This window comes from Candidatus Zixiibacteriota bacterium, from assembly GCA_040752595.1.
In the GTDB taxonomy this organism is placed as follows: Bacteria; Zixibacteria; MSB-5A5; order WJJR01; family WJJR01; genus JACQFV01.
In genome coordinates this window covers 1-26694 of sequence record JBFMGX010000049.1, presented here as the reverse complement: position 1 = coordinate 26694, position 26694 = coordinate 1, and the positions used below count along the sequence as shown (strand labels likewise).

22 protein-coding genes are annotated in these 26694 nt (G+C 62.8%); 20 read left to right on the top strand and 2 right to left on the bottom strand.

Going from position 1 to position 26694, the window contains the following annotated elements; translation table 11 throughout:
- Positions 1 to 8 precede the first annotated feature (8 nt).
- The 17 genes from AB1792_11610 to AB1792_11530 all read left to right on the top strand — a co-directional run bounded on the left by AB1792_11610 (position 9) and on the right by AB1792_11530 (position 20564).
- Positions 9 to 1271 carry a HAMP domain-containing sensor histidine kinase gene (locus tag AB1792_11610; protein ID MEW5702858.1) on the top strand — a complete coding sequence of 421 codons (1263 nt, stop codon included), beginning with the start codon at positions 9 to 11 and terminating at the stop codon, positions 1269 to 1271.
- Positions 1272 to 1375: 104 nt separating this feature from the next.
- Positions 1376 to 2947 (top strand): bifunctional response regulator/alkaline phosphatase family protein, encoded by a 1572-nt coding sequence (locus tag AB1792_11605; protein MEW5702857.1) that lies wholly within the window; start codon positions 1376 to 1378, stop codon positions 2945 to 2947.
- Between the two features lie 5 nt (positions 2948 to 2952).
- Entirely contained in the window at positions 2953 to 3696 is a 744-nt protein-coding gene (locus AB1792_11600; GenBank protein ID MEW5702856.1) for a SagB/ThcOx family dehydrogenase, read from the top strand.
- A gap of 137 nt (positions 3697 to 3833) precedes the next feature.
- Complete coding sequence (gene tsaE, locus AB1792_11595) at positions 3834 to 4265, top strand: tRNA (adenosine(37)-N6)-threonylcarbamoyltransferase complex ATPase subunit type 1 TsaE (protein ID MEW5702855.1); 432 nt, start codon at positions 3834 to 3836, stop codon at positions 4263 to 4265.
- A 2-nt stretch (positions 4266 to 4267) separates the two neighbouring features.
- Positions 4268 to 4951, top strand: coding sequence for a hypothetical protein (locus AB1792_11590; protein MEW5702854.1), 684 nt, complete (start codon positions 4268 to 4270; stop codon positions 4949 to 4951).
- An 11-nt stretch (positions 4952 to 4962) separates the two neighbouring features.
- Positions 4963 to 5454: a ribosomal protein S18-alanine N-acetyltransferase gene (rimI, locus tag AB1792_11585; protein ID MEW5702853.1), complete on the top strand. Its 492-nt coding sequence runs from the start codon at positions 4963 to 4965 to the stop codon at positions 5452 to 5454.
- Complete coding sequence (gene accD, locus AB1792_11580; protein MEW5702852.1) at positions 5438 to 6346, top strand: acetyl-CoA carboxylase, carboxyltransferase subunit beta; 909 nt, start codon at positions 5438 to 5440, stop codon at positions 6344 to 6346. The genes rimI and accD overlap by 17 nt, the downstream gene beginning before the upstream one ends.
- Positions 6347 to 6579: 233 nt before the next feature.
- Positions 6580 to 7902, top strand: a complete 1323-nt coding sequence (locus AB1792_11575) for a folylpolyglutamate synthase/dihydrofolate synthase family protein (GenBank protein ID MEW5702851.1) — start codon at positions 6580 to 6582, stop codon at positions 7900 to 7902.
- A 183-nt stretch (positions 7903 to 8085) separates the two neighbouring features.
- Positions 8086 to 8412, top strand: coding sequence for a thioredoxin (trxA, locus tag AB1792_11570; protein MEW5702850.1), 327 nt, complete (start codon positions 8086 to 8088; stop codon positions 8410 to 8412).
- A gap of 467 nt (positions 8413 to 8879) precedes the next feature.
- Positions 8880 to 9716 (top strand): rhomboid family intramembrane serine protease, encoded by an 837-nt coding sequence (locus AB1792_11565; protein MEW5702849.1) that lies wholly within the window; start codon positions 8880 to 8882, stop codon positions 9714 to 9716.
- 248 nt (positions 9717 to 9964) lie between these two features.
- Complete coding sequence (locus AB1792_11560; protein ID MEW5702848.1) at positions 9965 to 11887, top strand: cytochrome c biogenesis protein CcdA; 1923 nt, start codon at positions 9965 to 9967, stop codon at positions 11885 to 11887.
- Positions 11888 to 12095: 208 nt separating this feature from the next.
- The gene (gene polA, locus AB1792_11555; GenBank protein MEW5702847.1) at positions 12096 to 14852 is read left to right on the top strand and encodes a DNA polymerase I; all 2757 of its coding nucleotides are present in this window, start codon (positions 12096 to 12098) and stop codon (positions 14850 to 14852) included.
- Positions 14853 to 15085: 233 nt separating this feature from the next.
- A complete protein-coding gene (locus AB1792_11550) occupies positions 15086 to 16705 on the top strand; it encodes a hypothetical protein (protein ID MEW5702846.1) in 1620 nt (539 codons plus the stop codon).
- 7 nt (positions 16706 to 16712) lie between these two features.
- On the top strand, positions 16713 to 17336 hold the full coding sequence (gene coaE / locus AB1792_11545) for a dephospho-CoA kinase (GenBank protein ID MEW5702845.1): 624 nt from the start codon (positions 16713 to 16715) through the stop codon (positions 17334 to 17336).
- Positions 17337 to 17388: 52 nt separating this feature from the next.
- Entirely contained in the window at positions 17389 to 18270 is an 882-nt protein-coding gene (locus AB1792_11540; protein MEW5702844.1) for a transketolase, read from the top strand.
- 29 nt (positions 18271 to 18299) lie between these two features.
- Positions 18300 to 19250 (top strand): transketolase family protein, encoded by a 951-nt coding sequence (locus tag AB1792_11535; GenBank protein MEW5702843.1) that lies wholly within the window; start codon positions 18300 to 18302, stop codon positions 19248 to 19250.
- A 120-nt stretch (positions 19251 to 19370) separates the two neighbouring features.
- A complete protein-coding gene (locus AB1792_11530; GenBank protein ID MEW5702842.1) occupies positions 19371 to 20564 on the top strand; it encodes a pyridoxal phosphate-dependent aminotransferase in 1194 nt (397 codons plus the stop codon).
- Positions 20565 to 20923: 359 nt separating this feature from the next.
- Here the strand turns inward: AB1792_11530 and rpmB are convergent, their stop codons facing one another.
- A complete protein-coding gene (gene rpmB / locus AB1792_11525; protein ID MEW5702841.1) occupies positions 20924 to 21124 on the bottom strand; it encodes a 50S ribosomal protein L28 in 201 nt (66 codons plus the stop codon).
- Positions 21125 to 21302: 178 nt separating this feature from the next.
- Between rpmB and AB1792_11520 the strand changes: the two genes are divergently transcribed.
- From AB1792_11520 to AB1792_11510, 3 genes are all read left to right on the top strand, one after another.
- Positions 21303 to 22610 (top strand): extracellular solute-binding protein, encoded by a 1308-nt coding sequence (locus AB1792_11520; protein MEW5702840.1) that lies wholly within the window; start codon positions 21303 to 21305, stop codon positions 22608 to 22610.
- A 24-nt stretch (positions 22611 to 22634) separates the two neighbouring features.
- Positions 22635 to 23528 carry a sugar ABC transporter permease gene (locus tag AB1792_11515; protein MEW5702839.1) on the top strand — a complete coding sequence of 298 codons (894 nt, stop codon included), beginning with the start codon at positions 22635 to 22637 and terminating at the stop codon, positions 23526 to 23528.
- Between the two features lie 226 nt (positions 23529 to 23754).
- Positions 23755 to 24576: a carbohydrate ABC transporter permease gene (locus AB1792_11510; protein MEW5702838.1), complete on the top strand. Its 822-nt coding sequence runs from the start codon at positions 23755 to 23757 to the stop codon at positions 24574 to 24576.
- Between the two features lie 188 nt (positions 24577 to 24764).
- Here AB1792_11510 and AB1792_11505 read toward each other — a convergent pair.
- Positions 24765 to 26694: N-acetylmuramoyl-L-alanine amidase (locus tag AB1792_11505; protein MEW5702837.1), on the bottom strand; the 1930-nt coding region annotated here is incomplete at its 5' end.

The following is a 26694-nucleotide window of genomic DNA, read 5'->3' as shown; positions in this document are numbered from 1 at the left end:
TATAGCCGATGAAACGTCGTCTCTGGCGCATTCTGCATGATCGGGCCGGGTACACCGGTTTGCCCCTGGCGTTCAAGGGGCTGATGTTCCTCGGCATGGCCATCATCGCCGCCGTGCTGATCTATACCACGCAGACGATGGTGAAGGAACTGAAGGCCTCCGAGGCGCGGTTGGCCAATGCCTACGCCGGGCATTGGAAGCGCGCCGCCGAATCGACCGACCCCAACGAGATCGGATACCTCTTTGATGAGATCATCAGCAAAAGCGACTTTCCCATTGTCGTGGCCGATCCCAATGGGCAGCCGCTCTACTGGCGCGGTCTGACCGGGATCACCGAGCATGACACGACCGTGGCGACACGGGAGCATATCCGGCAGCGGATGCGGCGTATGGCCAAAGAGTATCCGCCTGTGCCGATCACGTATGAAGGGCACCTTCTCTACAAACTGCACTACGGCAACTACGAGTTGGTCAATGCCGTTGCACGGCTGCCATACATCGGCGTGGCGGTGCTGCTGTTGTTCCTGCTGGTGGCGTACATCGGCTTCCGCAATATCAAACGCGCCGAGCAGCGCTACATCTGGGTCGGTATGGCCAAGGAGACGGCGCATCAGTTGGGGACGCCGTTGATGTCGCTTCTGGGTTGGCTGGAACGTCTGGAACCGTCCGAGGGTACCGGAGGGGTCGCGCCACGATCACCGCAGCAGTTGCAGGAGATCGCCACGGCGATGCGCGCCGATGTGGTACGGTTGCAGCGCGTGGCGACGCGGTTCAGCCAGATCGGCTCGGAGCCGGACCGTAAGATCCAACCGGTGGAGCCGGTGGTCCGGGACGTTGTGGCCTATTTTCGCACCCGGTTGCCACACGGCGGACGGGGTGTGACGATCACGGAGCATTACAAACCAACCGCCCCGGTTCCCATCAATGCCGAGCTGGTCACATGGGTCTTGGAGAACCTGATCAAGAACGCCCTCGAGGCAGTCGACGCCAAATCGGGGGCCATCGATGTCGCGGTTGGCCCCGACCCTCGTGGTGGCGTCGAAATCAGTGTCACCGACAACGGCAAAGGCATGACGCCCAAGCAGCAGCGGCAGATCTTCCATGCCGGGTTCACCACCAAGCAGCGCGGCTGGGGACTGGGCTTGACTTTGGCGCGCCGGATCGTCATGGAGTATCACGGAGGGGATCTGTTTCTGGATACGTCGATCCCGAATCAGGTGACGCGATTTGTGCTGCAATTGCCGGGGGAGACGGCGGAAGATGTGGGGTAGGGGCACAGCGTGCTGTGCCCGCGGCACCCGATGGTGGGCACGGCCCGCCAGAGGCGGACAAGCACGCCGTGCCCCGACATTGTGATCCGTGACAAAGGAGGACTGTGGCCGCGAGCGCCCGACAACTTCTGTGGGTCGATGACGAGATCGACATGCTCGCCTCGCATTTTCTCGTCCTCCGCGACCGTGGCTACGAGGTGACCGGCGTGCATTCCGGCGATGACGCCCTCGAGGCGGTGCAGAAGCGGCGATTTGACCTGGTGCTGCTGGATGAGCACATGCCGGGTCGCGATGGTCTGGCGACGCTCATCGAACTGAAGAAACTCGACCCGAATCTGCCGGTGGTCATGGTCACCAAAAGCGAGGAAGAGCACCTGATGGATCAGGCGCTCGGCCAGAAGATCGACGACTATCTCACCAAGCCGGTCAATCCCTCGCAGGTCGTGTCGGTCGTCAAACGACTCCTGGAGCGGCGCAAGATCGAATCGGAGCACCTGGCGCGGCAATACGTGGAGGATTTCCGTCGGCTGGAGACCGACTCGTCGCCGAATGCCCACTGGCGGTACTGGCTTGATGCGCACCAGCTGATGTCGCGCTGGGATCTGGAAATAGACCGCTTTCCCCAGCTCGGTCTCGATGAAACCCATCGCGAGCACAAGCGCGAGTTAACCGCGGCGTTCGGGCGCTGGGTGGAGACACAGTACCCCCGATGGCTCGAGCGGCTCGATGCTCCCGACCGGCCGCCGTTGTCGATCGACATCGTGCCGCGCTACGTCGCGCCGCACCTGAAGGCGGGCCGCAAGGTGTACTTCTTCGTGATCGACTGCATGCGTCTGGATCACTGGTTCGGGATTGAGCCGGAGTTGGTCGAGTACTTCCAGATTGAGCGCGACTACTACTATTCGGTTCTGCCGTCGGCGACGCCGTTTGCGCGCAATGCCCTCTTTTCCGGTCTCTTTGCCGACGAGATTCAGCGCCTGTATCCGGAGTTGTGGCAGGTCGGTGAGAAGGATGAGTTCTCGCGCAATCGTCTGGAACGCCAGCTTCTCGATCAGCAACTGGCGCGTCTGGGTGTGCGTCTGCCCACCGAAGCGAAGTATGTCAAGGTGCTCGACTTTGCCGAGGGGGAGAACATTACCAAGAAGTTCTCGTCGTACAAGAGCGCGCCGCTGTTGTCGGTCGTCTACAGCTTCATCGACCACTTTTCCCACGGTCGCACCGGCGATGAGATACTCCATGAGCTGGCTCCCGATGAAGGAGCGTTCCGCCGGCTGATGAAGACCTGGTTTGTGAACTCCTCCTGGCTGAAACTGCTGCGCAAGATCGCCCGTGATCCCAACGCGGTTGTGATTGTCACAACCGACCATGGGAGCATCATGGGGACGCGCGGGACCGTCGCCCATGGACGTCGGGACACGTCCGCAAACCTGCGCTACAAATACGGCGACAATCTCAACGCCGAACCCAAGGAGGCGGTGCGTGTGCTCGATCCCAAGGCGTGGCGTCTGCCGCGATTCACGATGAGCACAACCTATCTGTTGGCCAAAGAGGACTTCTTCTTCGTGTTCCCGACGAACTTCAATGAATACCAGCGCAAATTCGCCGACACGTTCCAGCACGGCGGCATTTCCCTGCCGGAAATGGTGTTGCCGGTGGCGACATTGACGCCGAAGTGACCGCCATGAGCAGAGGTTGCTTGTCTCTCCCGTTGAAACCGTTCGTTCTTCTCACGGCGTGTCTGCTCGTGGGGGGGACCATCAGTTCGGCGGCCGCCGACGAGGGGGTGCTTGTGAACCAGTCCGATCAAGGTGCCGGTCGGGTCCGCCTCCCGATGGTGACGCTGGGAACGATGACGGTCGAGGAGGCGATCGCCCGGCGGCATTCCGTGCGGGCGTTCAGCGACCGTCCCCTGAGCCTGGCTCACGTCGGTCATATGCTGCAATCGGCGTATGGCATCACACAGCAGCGCGGCGGCATCGGCCATCGCGGCGTGCCATCGGCGGGAGGCTTCTTCCCGCTGGAGCTGTATGTGGTGGTCGCCCGCGTTGACTCACTGGCGCCGGGGTTGTACCATTTCAACGCCGCCGACACCAGTCTGGAATCGATCCAGGCGGGGGACTTCCGGGAGCGGCTCCACCGGGCCGCCAACTCGCAGGATGCGCTGGCATCACCATCGGCGACGATTCTGATCTGCGCGCATTACGAGCGGACCACGGCACGCTATGCCGCCCGCGGACGGCGTTACATCGATATGGAAGTCGGCGCCGTCTGTCAGAACATCTATCTGCAGGCGACGGCCCTGGGACTGGGTACCTGCGCGGTCGGCGCGTTCGACGACGAGGCGGCGAACCGCCTGCTTGATCTCGATGGCAAGAACGAGGCGGTGTTGTTGTTGATGCCGGTCGGTCATCCGGCCGGCATGTGAGGTTTCCCAGCGAAATCGCTCGGCCATTTCTCGTGGGAGGGCGAAGCTCCTGCTGAGCCGCATTCTGTTGAGCTACGATTCCACGGCCCGGCAGGAGCCTCGCCCTCCCACGAGATTGAATCGGGTCGGATCAACCCATGATGCGAGTCTGCCACTCGGTGGAACAGACCGAGGCGTTGGCGCGCGAGCTGGCGGCGCAACTTCGGCCGGGCGATTGGGTGGGCTTGATCGGGCCATTGGGTGCCGGGAAGTCGGTGTTCGCGCGAGCCATTGGGCGGGCATGGGGGGTCAGAGGCACGATGCCGTCGCCGACATACACGCTGATGGCCACTCATGTGGGCCGCTGCCCGATCCATCACATCGATCTGTACCGGATCGGCTCCATGGACGAACTGGATTTCGCCGGTCTGGAACCGTATTTTTCCGGGACCGGGATCTGTCTGGTCGAGTGGGCAGACCGGGCGAGGGCGCTGTGGCCCCCAACCGGTTGGGCAGTGACCATCTCACTGGTCAACAGCGGTGAGCGACGCATCGTCATCGAGCCGTTCGGGCAGGTCGGTGGAACTTGAGGGTGCTGGCATTCGACTCGACCGGACCGTGCGTGACAGTGGGATTGGCCCGCGATGGCGCGGCGCTGGGGCGGTGGGATGAGGCCACGCGGAAGACGCAGGGGAACGTCTTGGATCGACTCATTGATCGTGCGTTGGCGGAGTTGGGGTGGTCGCGGCACGACATTGAAGGGCTCGCTTTGGTGACCGGCCCCGGTTCTCTGACGGCGACACGATTGGGTTGGGCGACCGCCGCCGGGTGGGGACAGTCCGCCGACATCCCCATCACGGGTTGGCCGACGCCGGTAGTCCACCATCGACAGTGGCGGGAGAGCCGTAATTCTGAGCCCGGTGGCACTCGCACGTCGTTCTGTCTTGTTCATCACCGCGGCGATTCATTCTATTGCTACCGTTTCTTGCGCCATGAGTTGCCGGGACCGCCAATCGCAATCACACTGGGGCAATGGTCGCCGGGAGAGCGGCCCGCGAAGATCATCGGTCCCGGCATCATCGGTTACCGCGAGCGGTGGCGTCATGCGCTGCCGAGCGACGTTGAACTGGCAGACGATCAGGAATGCATCGTAGGTGGCGATCTCTTGGCGGCATGGGGTGAGGCCGATCTGGCTGCGGGTCGACGGCTACCCCTCGATTCCTCGCCGCTCGACTATGGTCTGCCGCCCGACTTCCGCCGGGTAAATGATCTATGAGCCACGCGGACGTGCACATACGCCCCATGCGACAGGAGGATGTCCCGGCGGTCGCCCTTCTGGAGCAGACGCTGTTTGGCGATCCCTGGTCCGAAACGGCGTTTGCCGAATGCCTGACCGTGGCCAGTCGCATCAATCTGGTACTCGTGGACGACGATGGCGCCGTGATCGGGTATGTGTGCGCCCAGTGCGCCGCTGATGAGATGCAGATTCACAATGTGGCGGTCGCCCACCACAAGCAGCGGCGGGGCGGCGCGACCCTTCTGCTCAGGGCGGCCGAGGCGGAGGGACGGAACCGGGGCGCCCTGTGCGCGGTGCTCGACGTACGTGTCACCAATGATGCGGCGCTGTCCCTCTACACGCGACTCGGCTATCGCCGCATCGGACGGCGCCGTGACTACTACCGCCATCCGATCTGTGACGCCCTCGTGCTGTTCAAGTCATTGGCGGACGAGGCATCCCAATCCATCCCGCGGGAGTTGGCCAATGGAATGGTTTCGTAAGACCAAAGCCAGTCTCACCGGACAGAACAAGCGCGACATTCCGGATGGACTGTGGACGAAGTGCGGCGGCTGCGGCGAAATCATCTATGCCCGCGAGCTGGAACGGCTGTTCTGGGTCTGTCCGTCGTGCGACTATCATTTCCGGATCCGCCATTCCGATTACATCCGTATGATTCTGGACGACGGCGCTCTGGAGGAATACGACCGCGGGCTGGTCTCGCAGGACCCGTTGAAGTTCCGCGACAAGAAGAAGTATCCGGAGCGGGTGGCCGACGCCCAGAAGAAGACCGGCCTGGCCGATGCGATCGTCTGCGGTATCGGCCGCATCGGCGGGCGTCAGGTCTCCTTCGGCGTGATGGAATTCGCCTTTATCGGCGGCAGCATGGGCTCCGTCGTCGGCGAGAAGGTGGCGCGTGCCGTCGAGCGCGCCTTGGTGCGCCGCATCCCCCTGGTGTTGATTTCGTGCTCCGGAGGCGCGCGCATGCAGGAGGGGATTCTCTCGCTTCTGCAATTGGCGAAGACCAGCTACCTGCTGGCGGAGTTGTCCGAGGCGAAGATTCCCTTCATCTCGATTCTGACCAATCCGACCACGGCCGGCGTGATGGCCTCCTACGCCTCGCTGGGCGATGTGATCATCGCCGAGCCGAAGGCGCAGTTGGGATTCGCCGGGCCGCGCGTCATCCGTGACACGATCCGACAGGAACTGCCGGAGGGCTTTCAGAGTTCGGAGTTCTTCCTCGAGCACGGCTTTCTCGATCGGATCGTGCGGCGTCGCGATCTGCGGCAGACGCTGATCACACTGCTCATATTCCTCAGTGGTCCCGCCTCCGGGGTGGTGGACAAGACGGGGTTGACCGTGTCGCCGCCTCCGGAGCCGAATGACGTCATTTGACGGGCGGCTGTGTGCCGCGATGGCCTGGAGCTTCCAAGCGAATGAGAATGGAGATCCACTTTCCAGCCGATCCAAGCCCGAGGGGTGTGCCCGACAACCCCTCACCCTACCCTCTCCCCAGAGGGGAGAAGGGAAGATAACCTCTCCCTCCGGGAGAGGTCAATCCGCCGCAGGCGGATCGGGTGAGGGAATCGTCTTTTTGGCTCATTTTGTTGGAGACTCCCAAACCGGCCGTGACCTACCGTGACGCCACCGCCCGGCTTCTTTCTCTGGAGCACTGGGGCATCAAACTGGGGCTTGCGAACATCGGTGCATTCTGTCGACGGCTGGGGGAACCGCAGACGAGATATTTGACGATTCATGTCGCCGGCACGAACGGCAAGGGCTCGACCAGTGCCTATCTGGATGCGATTCTGCGCGCCGCCGGATATCGCGTCGGCCGCTATACTTCGCCGCACCTGCGCGATTTCCGTGAGCGAATCCATGTCGACGGGCGGCCGGTTTCGCGCACGTGGGTCGCGGAGTTTGTCGCGGCTCATTGGTCTTGGATCAGGCGGAGACGGATTTCATTCTTCGAGGCAACGACCGCGCTGGCATTCGATGCCTTTGCCCGTGCCGGAATCGATATCGCCGTGGTGGAGGTTGGTCTGGGGGGACGGTTCGACGCCACCAATGTTGTGCCCTCGGCCCTTTCGATCATCACCCGTATTGCGCGGGACCACGAGCAAATTCTGGGACACACACCCGGCAAGATCGCCTTCGAAAAGGCGGGGATCATCAAACCCGGCGTCCCGGTCCTGACTGGGCCGCTGCACCCGGATGCCAACAACAGGGTCAGGGGGATCGCCGCCCGACGCGGAGCTCCGATCTGGACGGCGGCAGAGATCTTGCGCGATGCGGCCGCCATCCTACCCCGGGATGGTGAGCGTTGGCGCACGCCATTGGCCGGATCCCACCAGAACACGAATCTGGCCGTAGCGCTGGCCGGTGTCACGTTGTTGAAGGCCCAAGGAGTGAGTGTCTCACATGAGGCCGCCCGGCTCGGTGTGGCGCAGGCGCATTGGCCGGCACGCTTCCAGATCGTCGCCGGACCTCCGACCGTCGTGTACGACGCGGCTCACAACCTCGATGGAATGAAGGCGGTCAGGGCGACATGGCGACACGTGTTTGGCTCGCGACGACCGGTGTGTGTCTTCACGACACGAATCGACAAGGAATACGCCGGGATGGTCTCCGTTCTGTCGTTGCTGGCACGCCACTGGATCGGCTGTCCACTGCCCGGTGCGCCGGGAATCCCGCGTGCTGGGATGGAACGTCTCGCACGCCGGCATCGCCTCGCCATGACATGGCGTGATTCCGTTGCCGCTGCGATGAATGCCGCGCGGGCACTGGCCGGTCCCGATGGGCACGTGCTGGTGGTCGGTTCGCATTACTTGGTCGGGGCGGTGATTCCCGCTCACTTGGTCGAGGGAGAAGGTGCCCAAAACGACCCTGGCACTCCTGTCACGCGCCGCGATCTGCTGGCGGCGGCACGAGCGACCGGCCCGGATTTTTGACATCGATTGCGCGCGTCATTCCACCCGGCGGGAACCCGGACGGGATTACGGCGTTTCCTGTTCGTGACGGCGGGGAAACAGTGATTGACTTGTTCTGCGGTCGCCTGTACTGTCGTCTCCGGTAGCGTGAACCGTCCCGAGCGTGAGTGTTGTACTGATCGTAATATCCGAAATGGAGGAGTGATGACGAAACCGGTCGAGGTTACCGATGCCACATTCAAGAGCGAAGTGCTGGATTCAACAGTCCCGGTGCTGGTGGACTTCTGGGCGGAGTGGTGCGGTCCGTGCAAGATGATCGCCCCGGTCGTGGCCGAGTTGGCGCAAGACTATGAGGGGCGGCTCAAAGTCGCGAAGATCGACGTCGATCGCAACAATGCCATCGCCGGCCAGTTTCGCATCATGAGCATCCCGAGCTTGCTGTTGTTCAAGGGTGGCCAGAAAGTCGATCAGGTGATCGGCGCGGTTCCCAAACAGAGTCTGGTCAGCAAGATCGAGTCGATACTGGACTGATTGCGGTCGGGATTGGGATCTTTGGATCTGTGGGGTCGATCTGGTCCGTTCGGGTCGGCCCCATTGGTGTGCCTGGCAAGGGGCTGAAGCCCCTTGTTTGCCATTCTCGGCTCCGATCGGTTTCATGACCTTGAAAGAAACACGGATGTTTCGTGCCACGGGTCTTTAGGGCGTGTTGAAAGACCCCATTTCCGCGTGGCGCCGGGTGCCCACACCCGGCGCAAGTCCTCGCCACATCACGGTCGGGTGTGGGCACCCGACCGCACAGAGGTGCTTTTTCAACAGGGTCTTTAGACCCGTGAACTCCCAGCGGGGAAGGCCAAGAGACACGGGTCTGAAGACCCGTGGCACAGCAGTGGCGCGGATCAGAGCCATGCGCAGTGCACTGCCACAACGTATCAGTGGTGGACGCCACGGCGATCAACGCCGATAAGGCATAGCGGGGACGGCCTGATACAACGGTAGGTATGCCTGGATTCAACCGATCATGGGGTTCCGATGCCGGTGGTCGCTGGGGGGGCGATGCCATGCCTCCGGCGGTCAAGGGGCTTCTGATTGCCAACGTTGCCGTCTTCGTTCTACAGCAGTTCTTCGGCAGCATGCTGGTCCGCTATGGCGGCCTGTCGCCTCTTCAGGTATCGCGCGGCGCGATCTGGCAGTTGTTCACCTACATGTTTCTGCACGCCGGGCTCCTGCACCTGGTGTTCAACATGTTTGCCCTGTGGATGTTTGGACGGGAGCTCGAGCGCGATTGGGGGAGCCGGTTCTTCCTGAAGTTCTATCTGGTCTGCGGCGTCGGTGCCGGCGTGGTGACATGGCTGGTTCTCTGGGGGCAGTCGATCCCGACAATTGGAGCCTCGGGGGCGATCTTCGGGATTCTCCTCGCATTCGGAATGACCTACCCGGATCGCCACATCTACCTCTGGTTCGTCCTGCCGATCAAGGCGAAGTACGTCGTGATCATGTTCGGCGCCCTCGAACTTCTGGCTTCGATCAATCAGACGACCAGCGGGATCGGCCATTTCACGCATCTCGGCGGCCTGGCTGTGGGTTTCCTCTACCTCCGGTTCCGCAATCCCCGCTGGAGCTTTCCGCGCCCCTTGGCCTGGCTGGGACGGTGGCGGGCCAAGCGCAAGGCCGGTCAACTCCGCCGCAAGTGGGACGAACACCGTGAACTGATGGATGCGGTGGATCGGGTTCTTGATCGGATCAACGAGGTCGGCTACGACCACCTGACGGACGAGGAGAAGGCGACTCTCGAACGCGCCTCGCGTCGGCTCTCCACCGAATCGCAGGGGAAATAAGCCAACCCCGACCCTGTTCCGTAACGCCGTAGTGGGCTGCAGCCCTTTGTCCATTGTCCATGCGAGGGGATAGGGGCGGGGAGACCTACAGAGTTGCGCGGTCACATGTAGGGCCGAGGTTTCCTCGCCCTTTGTCTTTCCGTCGGGGAGGATGTGGCAATGGGTGCTTGGCAGGGGCCGGCCCAACCCCGCATATTGCGGCAACCTGTCCGGCGATGAATGGTATCACGATGATGATGAGTCAGACAATGTACGGTCCCATGCGGTCCGCCAGGTTCCTGTGCCTGTTCGCAATCCTCGCCGCGACCCAGGTCTTGTGTATGCCGGGGCTGGCGGTCGCCGGGCTGCCGACCAATCTGTTCGGCGAGGAAGGTGGTCGGAGCGCCATTCTGACGGTCGAGCCGCTGGCTTCCGCGGATACCGTCGCCCCCGGCGATACTCTCTGGCTGGCCGCACGATTGGAATTGGCCCCGGAATGGCATGTCAACTCGGCGCAGCCGCTGCAGGATTACCTCATTCCGACGCGTCTGGAATTGGAAACGCCGGCATCGTGGACGACGGGCAGGATTGTCTATCCTCCGGGAGAGACGGTGTTGCTGCTTGGGGACTCGATGTCGGTCTACGAAAGCGGGACGGTCGTATTCGCCTCGGTCGTGGCCGGGTCGGATGCCCCGTCGGGGCCGATCGAGTTGACCGGGACGCTTCACTATCAAGGGTGCGATGACAAGTCGTGCGTCGCTCCGGATGATGCCGAGCTGTCCTGGAAGATCACGATTGCATCACAGCGCGGCTCCGACAGGCATGCCGACCTCTTCGCGTCGATCGTGGCATCGCAGGCCCCGTCGGTGTCGACTTGGTCACTGAAGCCGAAGAGCGGGGCCGGTGCCCCGCATTCCGATCTGGAGCGATTAATCGCCGAGCATGGCGCCTGGGGGTACGTCCTGACCTTCCTGTTGGCCTTTGGGACCGGTCTCTTGTTGTCGTTTTCTCCCTGCACCTACCCGATGATTCCGATCACCGTGTCAATCTTTGCCGGTCAGGCACGGGGCGCCGGACGTGGGTTTGTTCTGTCGCTGGTCTATGTCCTGACGATGGCGGTGCTCTATGGGATCATGGGCACCGTGGTCGCCAGCGTGGGCGGCGTCTTCGGCGCCTGGTTGGCGCACCCGGTGGTCGTCGGTGCGATCGTGGCCATCTTCGTGGTCTTCGCGCTGTCGATGTTCGGGCTCTATGAGCTGCAAATCCCCGAGCGATTCCGCAACCGCATGGCCGGGCGCGGCGGCGAAGGAATCGGCGGCGCGATCGTGTTGGGCGCGGTCGCCGCGCTGGTCGTGTCGCCGTGCGTGGGGCCGTTCGTGGCGGGGATCATGTTGTATGTGGCCACTGCCGGGTCGGCCTTGCTGGGATTCTCCGTGTTGTTCACGTTCGCGTTGGGGCTCGGTACGCTGTTCGTCCTGATCGGGACTTTCTCTTCGGCGATCCAATCGCTGCCCCGCGCCGGCGAGTGGATGGAATCGGTGAAGAAGTTCTTTGGGTTTGTCCTGCTTCTGATGGCGCTCTACTTCCTGCGCACGCTGATCCCGACATCGTTGACCGCATTGCTGGCCGGGTTGCTGTTTCTGGCGGCGGCCGTCTTTGGCGGCGGGCTGGACCGGTTGACCGCAGAGTCCCGATTCTTCGCGCGGCTCAAGAAGGCCTTCGGCATTCTGTGCCTGGTCCTCGCGATCTACCTGCTGGGCGGATACCTCATCTCCTCAGGTCTTGTCTGGCCATCAGTTCAATTGTCCGGGTTGGGAGCGGGTGCCGCACCATCCCACGACAAGATCCCTTGGCTGACAGACTTGGATGCCGCTCTGGGACAGGCGCAACAGGAAGGACGACCGGTTCTGATCGACACCTGGGCGACATGGTGCGCCAATTGCTACAAGCTGGACGAGGTAACCTGGTCCGATGACGGCGTGGCAACCGAGGCCACGCGTTTCGTGCCGGTCAAGCTGCAACTGGAAACAAGCTCAGCGCCTCAGACGCGGGAGTTCTTGGACCGCTTCGCCATCCGGCAGTACTCCCTGCCGACGATCATCCTGATCGATTCCCATGGCGAAGTCGCCGATGTCATCTTCGGCTTTGTGAACGCGGAGTCGATGCGCGCAAAGATGCGAGCGGTGAGTTGATGGCTCTCACACCGGCACGTTGCTGTTAAATGCAACAGCGCGATCCAATGCCATGATGGTCATCCCGAGCGAAGCGAGGGATCTGCTGGTTCTCCCTGTCGGGACAGTCATGTGGGCTGGCATTGATGGCACCCTGGAGTAAGGCCCCCCTGCATTCGGAAGGCGGGCACGGCACGCCGTGCCCCTACCGTGCCCGTTCGGATTCCACATGACACCGACACGACCGCGCATCTTCCTGATCGACGGCACGGCGCTGGCTTATCGGGCTTTCTACGCCTTCATTCGCAGTCCGCTGCGCAATGCCCGCGGTGAGAATACGTCCGCCGTCTACGGGGTCGCCAACTCCCTCTTGAAGATCCGTCGGGAGGAGCATCCCGATTATTGGGTCTTTGCCTTTGATCGACCCGAGCCGACGTTCCGCGACGCCATGTTCGCCGAGTACAAGGCGACACGGCAGGCCACGCCCGATGAGTTGATCGAGCAGATGCCGCGTGTCAAGGAGATGGCCGGCGCCCTGGGATGTCCATTGGTCGAAATGGCCGGGTATGAGGCCGATGATCTGATTGCAACGCTGACGCAACGCGCCGTCGAGAACGACCTGGACGTTGTGATCGTTTCCGGCGACAAGGACCTGATGCAGTTGGTCACCGATCGCGTGTCGATCTACAACCCGCACAAGGGGGGCGCGGAGGTCGAGTGGCTCGATCCGGCGGGGGTCAAAGAGAAATTCGGCGTCGCTCCGGATCGCGTGCGTGACGTCTTGGCCCTGATGGGAGACACCTCGGACAACGTTCCCGGCGTGCCGGGGATCGGGCCGAAGACCGCCGTGGACTTGATCACGACCTACGGCGACCTCGAGTCCACCTTGGCGGCTGCCACCTCGGTCAAGCGACCGGCTCTCCGGGAGAAGCTGCTGAGTCACGCCGCCGACGCACGGTTGTCGCTGCGTCTCGTGACGCTGCACACCGACTGCCCGGTGGCATGGGAGCCGTCGCTGTGGCAGGCCGGAACGCTCGATGAACGGGCGGCGGCGCGGTACTTTGCGGAGTTGGGATTCAAATCGCTGATCCGTTCGCTCGGACCGGATTTGTCGGCCGCCACGTTCGGCCTCGGACCCCAGGCGGCGGTGACGGACTCAGCGGTGGCCGATGTCGGTCGCGCGGGCGTCTACAAACAGGTGCGATCGCTGGCGGAGCTCTCGAAATTGGTTGCCGCCATGGCCGCCGCCGAATGGGTCGCCGTGGACACGGAGACAACATCCCTGTCCGTCGTGGACGCCGAGTTGGTCGGCATCTCCTTCTCGTTCACTTTCGGTGAGGCCTACTACATCCCTGTCGGACATGACGACAAGGATGCCAACCTGCCTTTGGACGAAGTGCTCGATCTGCTCCGTCCTATTCTGACGGCGCAGCGGCCGCAACTGATCTTGCAGAACGTCAAGTATGACGGACAAGTGTTTGCGCGTTACGGGATCGAGTTGGGCGGCGTCGGCTTCGACCCGTTGTTGGCCTCTTACTGTCTCGATCCCGGTGCGCGGGCGCACGGGTTGGATGTCTTGGTGCAAGAGCACTGCGGCCATGCCATGCAGCCGATCACCGATTTGATCGGCACCGGCGCCAAGCAGAAGAGCTTCCGCGCTGTGCCGGTCGACCAGGCCACCTACTACTCGGCGGAGGATGCCGACTACACGTTCCGTCTGCGCACGATTCTGGCGCCGAAGCTTGCGCCCGCGGGCGTGGCCGATCTCTTGAACAACATCGAACTGCCGCTGGCGCCGGTGCTGGGACGCATGGAGCAGGCGGGCGTGAAGGTCGATTGCCCCTATCTGAAGGCGCTGTCGCGGGAGATGGAAGGGCAGATCAGCGTCCTCGTCGAGCGCATCTACGAGGCGGCGGGAGAGGAGTTCAACCTCAACTCGCCGGCGCAACTGGCGCACATCCTCTTCGACGTGCTCAGGCTGGCCTCGACCCGGAAGACGGCCAAGACCGCGCAGCGCGCCACCGACGTCGGCGTGCTGGAGAAGCTCGCCGCCGAGCATGACCTGCCGCGGCTGATGCTGGAATACCGGCAATTGGCCAAGCTGAAGTCGACCTATGTCGATGCCCTGGTCGAGTTGACGCATCCGCGCACGGGGCGTGTACACACGTCGTTTCAGCAGACGGTGGCCGCCACCGGTCGGCTGTCGTCGACCGATCCCAACCTGCAAAACATCCCGGTCCGCACCGAGGAGGGGCGACGCATCCGGCGGGCCTTCGTGGCGCGCGACTCCGGCCATCAATTGGTCGTCGCCGATTACTCGCAGATCGAGTTGCGGCTGATGGCGCACTTCTCGCGCGATCCGGCGCTGGTGGCGGCGTTTCGCGATGCCGCCGATGTGCACGCCCGTACCGCGGCCGAGATCTTCGGCATCCCCGAAAGCGCGGTGACCCCCGAGCAACGCCGTCTGGCCAAGACTGCCAACTTCGGGATCATCTACGGTGTATCGGCCTACGGTCTGTCGCAGCAGTCGGAGATGAGCGTCGGCGAAGCGAAGAAGTTCATCGACACCTATTTCCGTCGCTATCCGGGGGTCCGGAGCTTCATTGATGACACGATCGCGCGGGCGCGGCGCGAGGGGGTGGTCCGCACTCTGTTCGGCCGACGCCGATTCCTGCCTGATCTGAAGTCGCCCAATCGGCCGCGCCGGGAATTCGCCGAGCGCACGGCGGTGAACACGCCGATGCAGGGGACGGCGGCCGACATCATCAAGAAGGCCATGATCACGATCGACCGCCGGCTGCACCAGGAAGGAAAGCGATCGGTCATGACCCTGCAGGTCCATGATGAACTGGTGTTTGATGCGCACCATACGGAAGTCGATTGGCTGAAGGCGATGGTCAAAGAGGCGATGGAGAATGTCGTGCGACTCGATGTCCCGTTGGTCGTGGACATCGGCTCGGGGCCGAACTGGTTGGAGGCGAAATAGGGGTATCTAACACGATGAATGGGTGGAAGAGCTCCCTCACCCGATCCGTCCTCCGGACGGATCGACCTCTCCCGGAGGGAGAGGTTATCATTCCCCCTCTCCCTCCGGGAGAGGGTCGGGGTGAGGGATTGTGCCGCTTCGAAAACCGCGTCGCATGGCCCACGGCACATAGGCGGTTGGCAATGATTACCGACTTGTTCGACACTCCAAGTGTGTTGCGTTCAGGCCCTCATGTGTTTGTCATCGCCCTGGCATTGTCGACCTGCTTGCTGCAGAGTGCCGTCGGTGCCACATCGTCCGATTCGTTGCACTGGGCTGCCTGGGATTCATCCTTGGCTTGGTCGGGGTCGGTTCGTGCCATCCCATACTCTTTCTATGCCTATCGCTCGCTGGCGGTCCCTCACCCTGAGGTGTATCTACAGGCCGACTTGCTGCTTTCGGAAGTGATCGAGAGTCTCCCGGGCGGGCGGACGGCGTTCGTTAGCGGCGACGCGCGTGATCTGAAGCTGCACCTGCGCATGGCGCGTCATGAGCTGCGGGGGCCGTCGTTTGACTGGGGGGAATGGCGGTGTGATCCCGACAGCGTTTCCGATCGGGACATGCCGGACAGCGCCGTCCGTGTCTCATGGCTGGACCGGAGACTACCGTCATCGGTTGTGCTGCTGCGCGCCGCGTCCCACAGCTTCTCGTCGGCCGAGGCGGCCGCGATGCATTACACGCGAGTACGCAGAGCAGGGCGTGAGGAGCGCGGGCTCTATGTGATTGTCGACGTCACCGGTCACGGATACCTGGCTTTTGACTCTGTGTTGTACGACGGAGGTGTCGCCGAGCGGCCTATTGAGAAACCAGAGTCCATCCGTCCGGTGCTCGTGTTCAATGAGCGTCGAGTCTACTATCCGCTGTTCGGTCGGGATGACCGTCCGCGCGATTCGGCACTGGCGCGTCTGGTGAGACGCTTGGGACCGGCGACCTCTCCCAATGGTCTCCCGCCCGATTCGTCGCGAATGGCGCGTTTGCTTGAGGCGGCGGCATTGCGGAGTGAATCAGCACTTCGTCTGGCGGTCCTTGTCGCCGCCGGATTGGTCGATATCAATGAACCTCGTGCCCGTGCCGCATGGATAGACTATCTGGGGAAGAGTGATTCCACTGCGCTCGATGGCGCCGCGAGTATTGTCCAGGAGGCGAACTTCTGGGCCGATCGCCTCAGTCCGCCCACGGCCCAGATGGCCGCCATGATCCGTCCCGATTCCCTGTCTGTGTCGCTTCCCGCCGTGCAGAGACAGTACATGGCGCTGTGTGGACGACAGATCGGATTGACAGAAACAGGACTGCCGGACTATGAGGCGTGGGGGGTTCTGTGGTCGTATGGGTTGCTGGAAAGCGTCTTCGATGACATGGTGCGAACAAGGGCGGGTTCCGGCCTCTCGCAAGGGACCGCCATGTCGGCCATCTTGGACTTGGCGGGCGTTCCGCATGCCGGTGTGCTCGTCTTCGGCGGTCGGGACGAGGTGCCCGATCAGGGCTGGGTGCTTGCCGGCGGCGGCCGGTTTCAGTTCAACCTTGGGGTCTGGACGGAATTCCATGACGATGTTGCGCCGATTCGCCGGCCGGCAGTCATTCTTGGCGGCTACAGCAAACCCGGCGTCTTCTTGCGGTTTGTGCCCGGCGGGTACTGTGCCGATCTCGACGAATTGTCGGTCGCGGCAGATGTCAGCCGTCTTGGAGTGACATTGTCACGAGCCATGCCTGTGTTCCGCCTGCGACCGGGGCAAGATGTCTCTCTCGGCGATCTGACAGTGTCTCTCGCCGATGGTCGCATGACCGCGCGGCCGCTGCCTTGGCCGCGCCGATGACGGACAGATGGGAGTCTCAAACCGATGTCGCCGACACATCCCCGTGATCGGCATTACCGGACAGATTGGCGCGGGAAAATCCGTCGTGGCCGGTTTGTTCGCCGCGTGGGGCGGAGTTGTCATCTCCGGCGACCGCCTCGGTCACGAGGTGATCGCCCGCTCTGCCCGCCTGCGACGGCGACTGGTCGATGTCTTTGGGACAGATGTCCTCCGCCGAGGGCAGATTGATCGCACGAGACTGGCTCAACGGGCCTTTGCCACGGCCGAGGGGACATGCCGACTCAATGCTCTGGTGCATCCCCTTCTGTTGCGGGAACTGGCACGGCAGATCCGTCTGGCGGCCGGCCGACCTGAGACGAAAGCGGTCGTCATCGATGCGGCCCTGCTCCCGGAATGGGGGCGGGAGCGGGTTGCATGGGACAAGCTGATTGGCGTTTGGGCGCCTCTGGCCCTGCGCCATGATCGACTGAAGCGACGCGGCTGGGACGACCATCAGATCCGCCTGCGCTCTCGTCGCCAACTGGCGTGGCGACAGCGTCGTGCCCTCTGTGACTGTGTTGTCAAAAACGACGGATCACGCGCGCTGCTCCGCCGTCGGGCGCGACTTTGCTGGGAAAAGATAGTACCTTAACAGACTGTGAGCGGATCGACCACCGACGGTCGACCCTCTGAGACCCCGAGTCATGACGCCCATGACCCGTCAGAATCCCCATCGTCTTGAGCCGGATGCCTTGACGCGCAAGGCCCTGGAGATCCGTCGCGACATCATCACGATGCTGGTCGAGGCCAAGTCGGGACACACCGGCGGCCCGATGGGATTCGCCGATGTCGCCACGACGCTGTTCTTTCATGAGTTCGTGTATGATCCGGCCCGGCCGAAGTGGCCCGACCGCGACATGTGGTTCTTCTCCATGGGGCATATGACCCCGATCCACTACTCGTGTCTGGCTGAGGCGGGTTTCTTCCCGCGCCGTGATCTGCTCAAGTTCCGCAAGCTCGACGGGCACCTGCAGGGCCATCCCTCATCGCTGGACACACCGGGCGTCGAGGTCTCATCGGGCTCGCTGGGGCAGGGGTTGTCGATCGCCTTCGGCGCCGCCCATGGTTCGCGGATGGACGGTCACCCGCGGCGGGTCTACGCGCTGCTCTCCGATGGTGAGCAGCAGGAGGGCTCGACATGGGAGGCGGCGATGGCCGCCGGACACTACAAGCTAGACAACCTCTGTGCGATTATCGACTACAACAACATCCAGATCGACGGCTGCGTGGAAGACGTGATGGGACTGGCCCCCCTCGGCGACAAGTACCGCGCCTTCCGCTGGCATGTGTTGGAGGTCGACGGGCACGACATCGCCGCTGTCCTCGCCGCCCTGGATGAGGCCCGCGCGCACAAGGGGTCGCCCACGGTCATCCTGGCGCGGACCGTCATGGGGCAACCGATCTCCTTCATGCGCGATCGATCAGAGTGGCATGGCAAGCCGCCCACGCCGGAACAGGGTGAGAAGGCGATGACGGAATTGGGATCGACTCTGGCCGAGTGGACATCGCGGTTGCTGACCGCTTGAGTGACAACGGAGAGCGGACGATGCCGGAGATGAAGAAGACACGAGAGGGCTTCGGTCGCGCGCTCGCGGAATTGGGACGCGTCAACCCCGATGTCGTCGTGCTGGTCGGCGACCTCACCGACTCCACGATGGTCAGCTTCTTCGCGGAAGAGTTCCCGGATCGCTTCATCGAGATGGGCGTGGCCGAGCAGAACATGATGACGGCGGCCGCCGGTTTGTCGCTGGTGGGGAAGATCCCGTTCTTGTCCACCTATGGCGCTTTTGCCACCTGCCGTTGTCTGGATCAGATCCGTGTCACGGTGTGCTATTCCGATCTGAACGTGAAGATCGGCGGCGCGCACGGTGGGATTTCGGTCGGCCCCGACGGCGCGACGCATCAGGCGATGGAGGAGATCGCGATTCTGCGTTCGATGCCCAACATGAAGGTGATTGTGCCGTGCGACTTCCACGAGACGCGCAAGGCCACGCTGGCGGCGGCCGACATCTGGGGTCCGGTATACATTCGCTTCGGCCGGGAAAACGTCCCCGTGGTCACGACACCGGAGACCCCTTTTGAGTTCGGCAAGGGACTGGTGATGCGCTCCGGCGGAGATGTCGCGATTGTCGCCTGTGGCGTCATGGTCAGTGAGGCCCTCGTGGCGACCGAAACGCTGGCGGCCCGCGGGATCGATGCGCGCGTGATCAATCTGCACACGATCAAACCGATCGACCGGATGCTGTTGATTGCGGCCGCCGACGAATGTGGTGCCATCGTGACCGCCGAGGAGCATCAGATCCACGGCGGCCTCGGCAGTGCCGTCGCGGAGGTCGTGGTCCGTCACTGTCCCGTGCCAATGGAGTTTGTCGCCGTCGACGACCGGTTCGGGCAGTCAGGCACGCCCGACGAGTTGATGACGGCCTTCGGTTTGAAGGCGCGCGACATTGTCGCCGCGGTCGAGCGGGTCATGCGGCGCAAGACGGCGCGGGTGTTGGAGAACTGAATAGACTGTGGGAGAGCGTACGACACTAACTTGGACGGAGCAGCAAAACCGGATAGACAAGGGGCTTGAGCCCCTTGCGCACCGATGTTCTGTGTGGATTGATCGGAAAGGCAGCGGGCCATGTTGATGACGGAACAGTCCAAGGGCGTGCGGTTCGCCGGACGGATGGCGAACCTCGGCACGGAGACGGCGTTCGAGGTTCTGGCGCGCGCCCGGCATCTGGAGAGCCAGGGCCGTCGCGTCATCCATCTGGAAATCGGCGAGCCCGACTTCGATACGCCGGCGCACATCATCGAAGAGGGAATCAAGGCGCTGCGTGACGGCTTCACGCACTACGGTCCGGCGGCGGGGCTGCCGGAAACGCGCTCGGCGATTGCGCGCTATGCCACCGAAAGTCGCGGGGTGGAGTACACGCCCGAGTGCGTGGTCGTCACCCCCGGGGCCAAGCCGATCATGTTCTTCACGATCTTCGCCTTGGTCGACGAGGGCGATGAGGTGATCTACCCCGACCCGGGCTTCCCCATCTACGATTCGGTCATACGCTATGTCGGCGCGCGTCCGGTTCCGATCACCCTCCGGGAGGAGAACGACTTCCGCATGGACGTCGAGGAGGTGACGGCCGCGGTCACGGAGCGTACGAAGTTGATCATCATCAACTCACCGCACAATCCGACTGGAGGGGTTCTCACGCCGCGCGACCTGGAAATCGTCGGGCGGCTGGCGGTCGAACGGGACCTCTACATCCTGGCCGACGAAATCTACTCCCGGATCCTCTATGAAGGCCGCTTCCGTAGCGTCCTGCACGCCGTCCCTGAGGCACGCGACAATGTCATTCTGCTGGATGGCATGTCGAAGACCTTCGCCATGACCGGGTGGCGGCTGGGGTGGGGTGTCATGCGCCCCGAGTTGGCGACGGCCGTGGCGCGGCTGCAGACCAACTGCAATTCCTGTACGGCGTCCTTCTCGCAGAAGGTCATCGCTCCGGCGCTGTTCGGACCACAGGAGGCCGTGGAGCATATGCGCGCAGAGTTCCGCCGTCGCCGTGACTTGGTGGTCGCCGGTTTGAATGAGATCAAGGGAATCAGTTGCCTGTGCCCCGCCGGCGCGTTCTATGTCTTCCCGAACATCACGGCTTTGGGGATGCCCGCCCGCGAGGTGGCCACACGGTTGCTGGAAGAGGCGGGCGTCGCCGTACTGGCCGGGACCGCCTTCGGCCCCGGCGGTGAGGGATATCTGCGCCTCTCCTACGCCAACTCCCAGGAGAACATCCGCGAAGCGCTGACGAAGATCCGCGATTGGGTTTCCAAGTTGTAGTTCCCCGAGGTCCGGAATAAGGGGTGCCATGCACAAGCCCTCTGGCCAAAGGCCGGGGGGCTTGTGCGTGCACGCCATCCATTAAGGGACAACACGCACAAACACGTTTGTGCGTGGCACCCCGTACGGGCCGTTCACGAACGGCCCCTACAGTTTCGTAGGGTGCGTGTTTACACGCACCGTCATCCTCGCGGACAGGGGGCTTTCAGCCCCCTGATGGTGGGTGCCAAGAACCCACCATGCGGCTGATGGGAGTCGACAATGCTGACCCGCGCTTGGAATCCCACTCTGCGGGTGGGGCACCAAGAACAAAAACCCCGCCAGGGGCGGGGTCGCAACAGGCCGAACAGGGAGGGGGCTTACCGCACCCAACCCTTCTTGTCGAGCGTCTTGAGCGCCTTGGTGGAGATGCGCATGCGCACCCAGCGCTTCTCTTCCGGGACCCACACCCGCTTCGAGATCAGGTTCGGATTGAACCGGCGTTTGCTCTTCTTATTGGCATGGGACACGGTGTGGCCCGATCCCGGCTTCTTCCCTGTGATGGCACAGACCTTGGACATCTGTTCTCCTCCGGCCTCGAAAGGCCAAGACGGAAGACCAATATAACCAACCCGGTGCCAGACTCAAGGACAAAAACCGGCTCCCATGGGACCACAAACCGTGCACGCCATGACCGCACTCCGAACCCGAGAGTCGTTCATTCTTGACTTCACTTTGTGACCGTGGCTGTTTGGCGACATGGAACGGACAACTTCCCGTGGCGGCATTCTGCCGAAGCTCCGGCTCTTCGTCCCCGTTGCCTTGGCCCTGATTCCCCTGTGTCTGACCCTGTCGTGTGGTCGCGGCGGGCAGGAAGTGACATCCGAGGGACGGTTGGTTGTGCACTTCTGGCAGTTTTGGACCGAACCGCGCGTCAAGGCGGTGATCACCAAAGCGATTGAAGAGTGGGAATCGGTCAATCCCCTCTACAAAGTCGAGATCACCGACTTGACCTGGAGCGATGGCCACCAGAAGATCGTCGCCGCTTTTGCCGGGGATCGTGTCCCTGACCTCTTGGAACTCGGTTCCGACTGGATCGCCGAGTTCGCCGCCCGTGGCGCGCTGATGGACATGTCCGCCGAGTGCGAGCAGTGGCACGACTCGCTGGCCGGTTGGCCTCCGGCGATCTACGACAATAGCTGCTGGGCGCTGCCGTGGTACTTGTCGACGCGCGTACTCTACTTCAACCAAGACATTGCCAAGCTGACCCAGGGTGGCAATCCGCGTCCCCCGATGACATGGGATGAGTTGCTCCAGCAGACGCGCGACGCGACGACGGAGAAGCCGAGACTCTGGGGCATCGGCATCAATGCCGCCGAACCGCATGTGCTGTACAAGAAGTTCGTCCCATTTCTCTGGTCGGCCGGCGGCGACATCCTGACTGAGGACCAATCGGTCTGCGCTCTGGAGACGGAAGCGGGACGTCGGTCGCTCCAGTTCCTGGTCGACCTCAGTAGGGGGCAATTGGTCGAGAAGCAAGCGGCCCTCGATGAGGCGTTCATCAACGGCAAGCTTCTGTTCGATCTCTCCGGCGACTGGCTGTATGAGAAGCTGAAGCGCTCCGGCTCCAATGTCGCCTACTCAGCGTTCATGATGCCGTTCCCCGCACCCGATCAGGGGACACGAACTTCGTTTGCCGGCGGCGAATACCTCGCCATCCCGCGCCGGGCCAAGCAGCCGGTCGCCGCAGTCAGTCTGGCCCGACACCTGCTGTCAGAAAAGAACATCTTCAATCTGTGCCTTGCGACCGGGTGCGCCACCCCGGTGCACATCAATGTCGCCCGGAATGCCTACTTCGCCGACGACTCCATCCGCAGTGTATTCATCCGTCAAATGGGGCAGGCCAGGACCTCGCCGGCCAATCCCCATTGGGTCGAAATCGAGGCCGCGCTGGAATGGGGCGTGGAACAGGCACTGTACGGCAAACTCAGCGTCGATGATGCTCTCGCCGCCACCTGCGAGAAGATCAACGCCATCCTCAGCAAGAAAGAAGACGAGAAACGCTGATCGTATCGGGACGCGGGGCAGACCTTGACCGACCCGAACCCTCCGGCACATGCGGATCGCACCGCGTGGGTCCTCGTTTCCCCGTGGGTGCTGATCCTCGGACTTTTTTGGGTCTATCCCTTCCTCTATGCGCTCGCTCTGGCCTTCGCGCAGTTTGATGTCTTTTCCGGCCAATGGCACTGGGTCGGAGTGGCGAACTTCGCCGCCGTGCTGGTCAATTCGGAATTCTGGCGGGCGGTCGGGCACACGGTCATCTTCACTGCCGGCACTGTCCCCGTCACGACAGCATTGGCCATCCTGTTGGCCCTGGCGCTCAACCGACGGTTGTGGGGACGGGCGATATTCCGTGCGGGGTTCTTTGCACCCACGCTGACCGCCACGGTCGTCACGGCGCTGGTGTTCCTCCATCTGTATGCGCAGGGCGGCTATCTCTATCGACTCGCCGAACTGGCCGGAATTCCCGTGCCGGAACGCGGATTTCTCTTGTCGGAGAAGACGGCGCTGGCGGCGGTGATGGTCATGGATATCTGGGTTTCGGTAGGGTACTACACGCTTCTGTTTCTCGCCGGATTGCAGACCATCCCGGCCGAGCTCGTCGATGACGCCCTCATGCACGGCGCCTCCGGGTGGCAACGGTTCTGGGCCATCACCTGGCCCTATCTGCGCCCGACCTTGCTCTATGCGCTCGTCATCAATCTGATCAAGAGCTTCCAAGTCTTCACCGAGATGTTCGTGATGACCCGGGGCGGCCCGCTCGGTGCGACAACCACCGCGGTCTACCATGTTTATAGTGCGGGGTTCGAGCGTTTTGACCTCGGGTACGCGTCCGCAGCCGCATTTGTGCTCTTTGCGCTGATCGCGATCGTCACCGTCATCCAGTTCCGCTTCTTTGCCTTTGGCCGGGGCGCCGAGGAATGAACATGCAATCCCGCAGGTTACTGAGGATTAGGTATACGACAGTGCGCTACGATCATGTCATCCTGAGCGAAGCGAAGGATCTGCTGTTTCTCACTATGTGGGGAAAGCAGATTCTTCGCCCCGCTACCGAACAGCGGGGCTCAGAATGACATTGGCGGACGTATTTCGGCGACCTGCCGCGAGGAGCAATCGCGGACAGGGGGCTTTCAGCCCCCTGCGGAGCGTCTTGCGTCGACGGCGCCGATCCCGGGCCGACCGCATCACCTCGCTGGCCCTGTTGGTTGTCCTGCTGGGGGTGCTCTTTCCCTTCATCTGGATGATCGTCGGATCGATCTCCCCGCGTTGGGATGCCGGATGGTTCAACCCGTTGACGGAGAAACCGTCCTGGTCGAACTACGCTGATCTGTTCGGCGTGATGCCGTTCGGGCGCTACCTGTTCAACTCGGCGGTCGTCGCGGCCGTTGTCACGCTGGGGAATGTACTCCTCTGTTTTCCGGTGGGATACGCGCTGGCGCGACGACGTTTCCGTGGGCGCGGCCTTCTCTATGGCGCCGCCGCCCTCGTGCTGATGGTTCCGCAGTATGTTCTGATCGTGCCGCTGTTCGCGCTCATTCACGGACTCGGCTGGTATGATACACTATGGGCGATCACTATCCCACTGCTCGTTCACCCGCTGGGAGTCCTGCTGGTCAAGGGCGCGGTATCGACCGTTCCGATCGAGGTCGAAGAGGCCGCGCGTCTCGATGGCGCGGGGCCTTGGCGAATTGTCTATCGCATCGTCATGCCGATCTGCCGCCCGACCTTGGCCGTCCTGGCGGTGCAGGTCTTCTGGCTGACCTGGAATGCCTTCCTCTTTCCCTTCATCCTCACCGGAGATCGTGCCCGCACCCTGCCGGTGGCGCTGGCGATGTTCCGTGGGTATCAGGGGGTCGACCGGCCGCACCTGTTCGCCGCCGCGACCTTGGCCACGCTCCCGGTGATCGTCGTCTTCCTCTTCTTCCAGCGGCAGATCATCTCCGGTCTCACCGCCGGCGCAGTGAAGCGGTGAGTGACAACGATACAAGGGGCGGGGTTTCCCCGCCCATGCACGACGTGCCGGAGACCATCCCCATTCTGTCATGCCGAACGCAGCGAGGCATCTGCTGTTTCTCTTTATGCCGGACCAACAGCAGACCCCTCGCTTCGCTCGGGGTGACAGGTATTGGTGGGGGCACGGCGTGCCGTGCCCGTCTTTCGCTACGGCCCCAGCCGCTCATGCACAAGATCCGCCACCCCGGCGGCGATGGCTTTGCCGGTGCGAGCGATGAACGACCTGGTCTGGAGCATTTCTTCCTGCTGGGGGATGATGATGAACGCGCATTCAACCAGCACTGACGGGTACCGCGTGGGGCGGATCACGGCGAAGTTCCCCTGCGAGGTGCCGAGATCGTCCAGCCTCGTGGCCTGACGGACCTGCTTGTGCACCGCGCGCGCCAGGTCGCGCGAGAACGGATGATAGTAGTAGGTGGTAGTGCCATTGCGCGCGAGCGGATTGACGCCATCGGGGACGGCGTTGTTGTGGACGGAGACGAAGATGTCGGCGCCACCGCGCCGGGCGATGGCGGGACGGTCGTATAGTGGAACGTCTTCATCGCCATTGCGGGTCATGACAACGCGGGCGCCGAGTTTCTCCAGCGCTGTCTTGACGACATGTGCCAACTTCAAGTTCACGTCTTTCTCCAAGAGACCGGTCGGTCCAATAGCGCCGGGATCGGCTGAGTGCCCCGCATCGACCGCCACGGTCAGGCCATGGAGGCCCGACTTGACCGCCGGCGCGCGACGGAATTCGACGACGAGTCGCTCGCCTTCGTAGCGTGCGTCATATCCCCACAGCGGCTCCCGTAGGCGCGCCTCAACTTCGTAGACCTGCGGCACCGTCTGTGTCCAGACGACGTCGTCGATCATGTCGTCGTGTGGATCGGGCTCGACCCAGTCCGTATTCGAGGTGGCCCCAAAGACAACGACGCGCACACTGCGCAAATCCTCGGCGACCGTAACCTTGAACGGCAACCGCTCGGTCGTGCCGATGATGAGGAGCGTCGAAGCGGAATCGGCGATCGTACTCAAGCGCGTGATCAATGATCCGGGTTGGGGCGTCCCCTCCGGCATCAGCCGCGTCTTTTCCGTCTCGATCCAGGCCTCATATCCCGGCGCGGGCTGCACGATCGTCCATGGTCCCGCCTCACCCCACCAACGTGCCCGGACGCCATAAGGCTGGAAGATCGTGAGATATCCCAGACGCGGCCCGGTGCGGAGAATCTGCACACTGTCGATCAGTTCGACCACCCGGGGGGGCCTTGACTCGACCGGGATCAGTGCTCCCGGTGCCTCAGCAGTCACCGGTTTCGTTGTTCCCATCTTGCTTCCGAGTTCCACGCGCATGCGCAGCGTATCGCTCGGCAGTCCCACCGGCACCCGCCAGATCCCGTGGTATCGACCCCGTCCCGAGCCGGCGGGGGGCACGACCGGCAACGAGTCGGGAGTCGTCAGTTCATCGCGCTGAAATGTCGCGAAATCCGAAAGCGATTGCGCCCTCAGTTCCGTCATTGGGATCGGACCGATCGTGTCCCGCGGCGAGATCACCCGGAAGCGCGCGGTGCCGCGCACGGTCCCATCGAAGCTGACGCTGATCTCATCGCCGGGGCGCACCGTACGGGTCCACATCGGACGCACCGAGCCGTCGCGAATGCGCAGACCGGAATCGACGGGGATCGGTCGGTTGTCGACAATAACAACGGGCACCGTGAGCGTGTCGGTCCCACGTTTATTCCTCGCCTTGAGTCGAAAGCGGAAGTCACCGGGAGACACAGGGAGCCAGGCGAGAAATCCCCCGGTCCGGTATACATCCACCGATTCGCCGTTAATTGTGAGTGTTGCCCCCGGCGTCACCGAGCCGAGGATGAAGGTCGAATCGACCGGTCCGATCTGCTGGCCGGGGAGAGGATAGACGACCTTGATCTTGGGGGGGACTGTCGGAGATGGGGGCGTTCGTTTGGCGCTCCACGCAGAGACCGGCGCCACGATCAGGGCAGAGACAGCAATGATGGTATGCGTGTGTAGCCTCATCGGTCGTGCGGACACTCCGAACAACGACGTCTTGGCTTTCCGCCTGAGGACAAGGGGCTTA

Excerpts from the sequence above, each read along its gene's own strand:
- AB1792_11610 (MEW5702858.1), top strand. The coding sequence starts at position 9 with ATGAAACGTCGTCTCTGGCGCATTCTGCATGATCGGGCCGGGTACACC.
- AB1792_11600 (MEW5702856.1), top strand. The coding sequence starts at position 2,953 with ATGAGCAGAGGTTGCTTGTCTCTCCCGTTGAAACCGTTCGTTCTTCTC.
- tsaE (MEW5702855.1), top strand. The coding sequence starts at position 3,834 with ATGATGCGAGTCTGCCACTCGGTGGAACAGACCGAGGCGTTGGCGCGC.
- accD (MEW5702852.1), top strand. The coding sequence starts at position 5,438 with ATGGAATGGTTTCGTAAGACCAAAGCCAGTCTCACCGGACAGAACAAG.
- trxA (MEW5702850.1), top strand. The coding sequence starts at position 8,086 with ATGACGAAACCGGTCGAGGTTACCGATGCCACATTCAAGAGCGAAGTG.
- AB1792_11565 (MEW5702849.1), top strand. The coding sequence starts at position 8,880 with ATGCCTGGATTCAACCGATCATGGGGTTCCGATGCCGGTGGTCGCTGG.
- AB1792_11560 (MEW5702848.1), top strand. The coding sequence starts at position 9,965 with ATGTACGGTCCCATGCGGTCCGCCAGGTTCCTGTGCCTGTTCGCAATC.
- polA (MEW5702847.1), top strand. The coding sequence starts at position 12,096 with ATGACACCGACACGACCGCGCATCTTCCTGATCGACGGCACGGCGCTG.
- coaE (MEW5702845.1), top strand. The coding sequence starts at position 16,713 with ATGGGAGTCTCAAACCGATGTCGCCGACACATCCCCGTGATCGGCATT.
- AB1792_11540 (MEW5702844.1), top strand. The coding sequence starts at position 17,389 with ATGACGCCCATGACCCGTCAGAATCCCCATCGTCTTGAGCCGGATGCC.
- AB1792_11535 (MEW5702843.1), top strand. The coding sequence starts at position 18,300 with ATGAAGAAGACACGAGAGGGCTTCGGTCGCGCGCTCGCGGAATTGGGA.
- AB1792_11530 (MEW5702842.1), top strand. The coding sequence starts at position 19,371 with ATGTTGATGACGGAACAGTCCAAGGGCGTGCGGTTCGCCGGACGGATG.
- rpmB (MEW5702841.1), bottom strand. The coding sequence starts at position 21,124 with ATGTCCAAGGTCTGTGCCATCACAGGGAAGAAGCCGGGATCGGGCCAC.
- AB1792_11520 (MEW5702840.1), top strand. The coding sequence starts at position 21,303 with ATGGAACGGACAACTTCCCGTGGCGGCATTCTGCCGAAGCTCCGGCTC.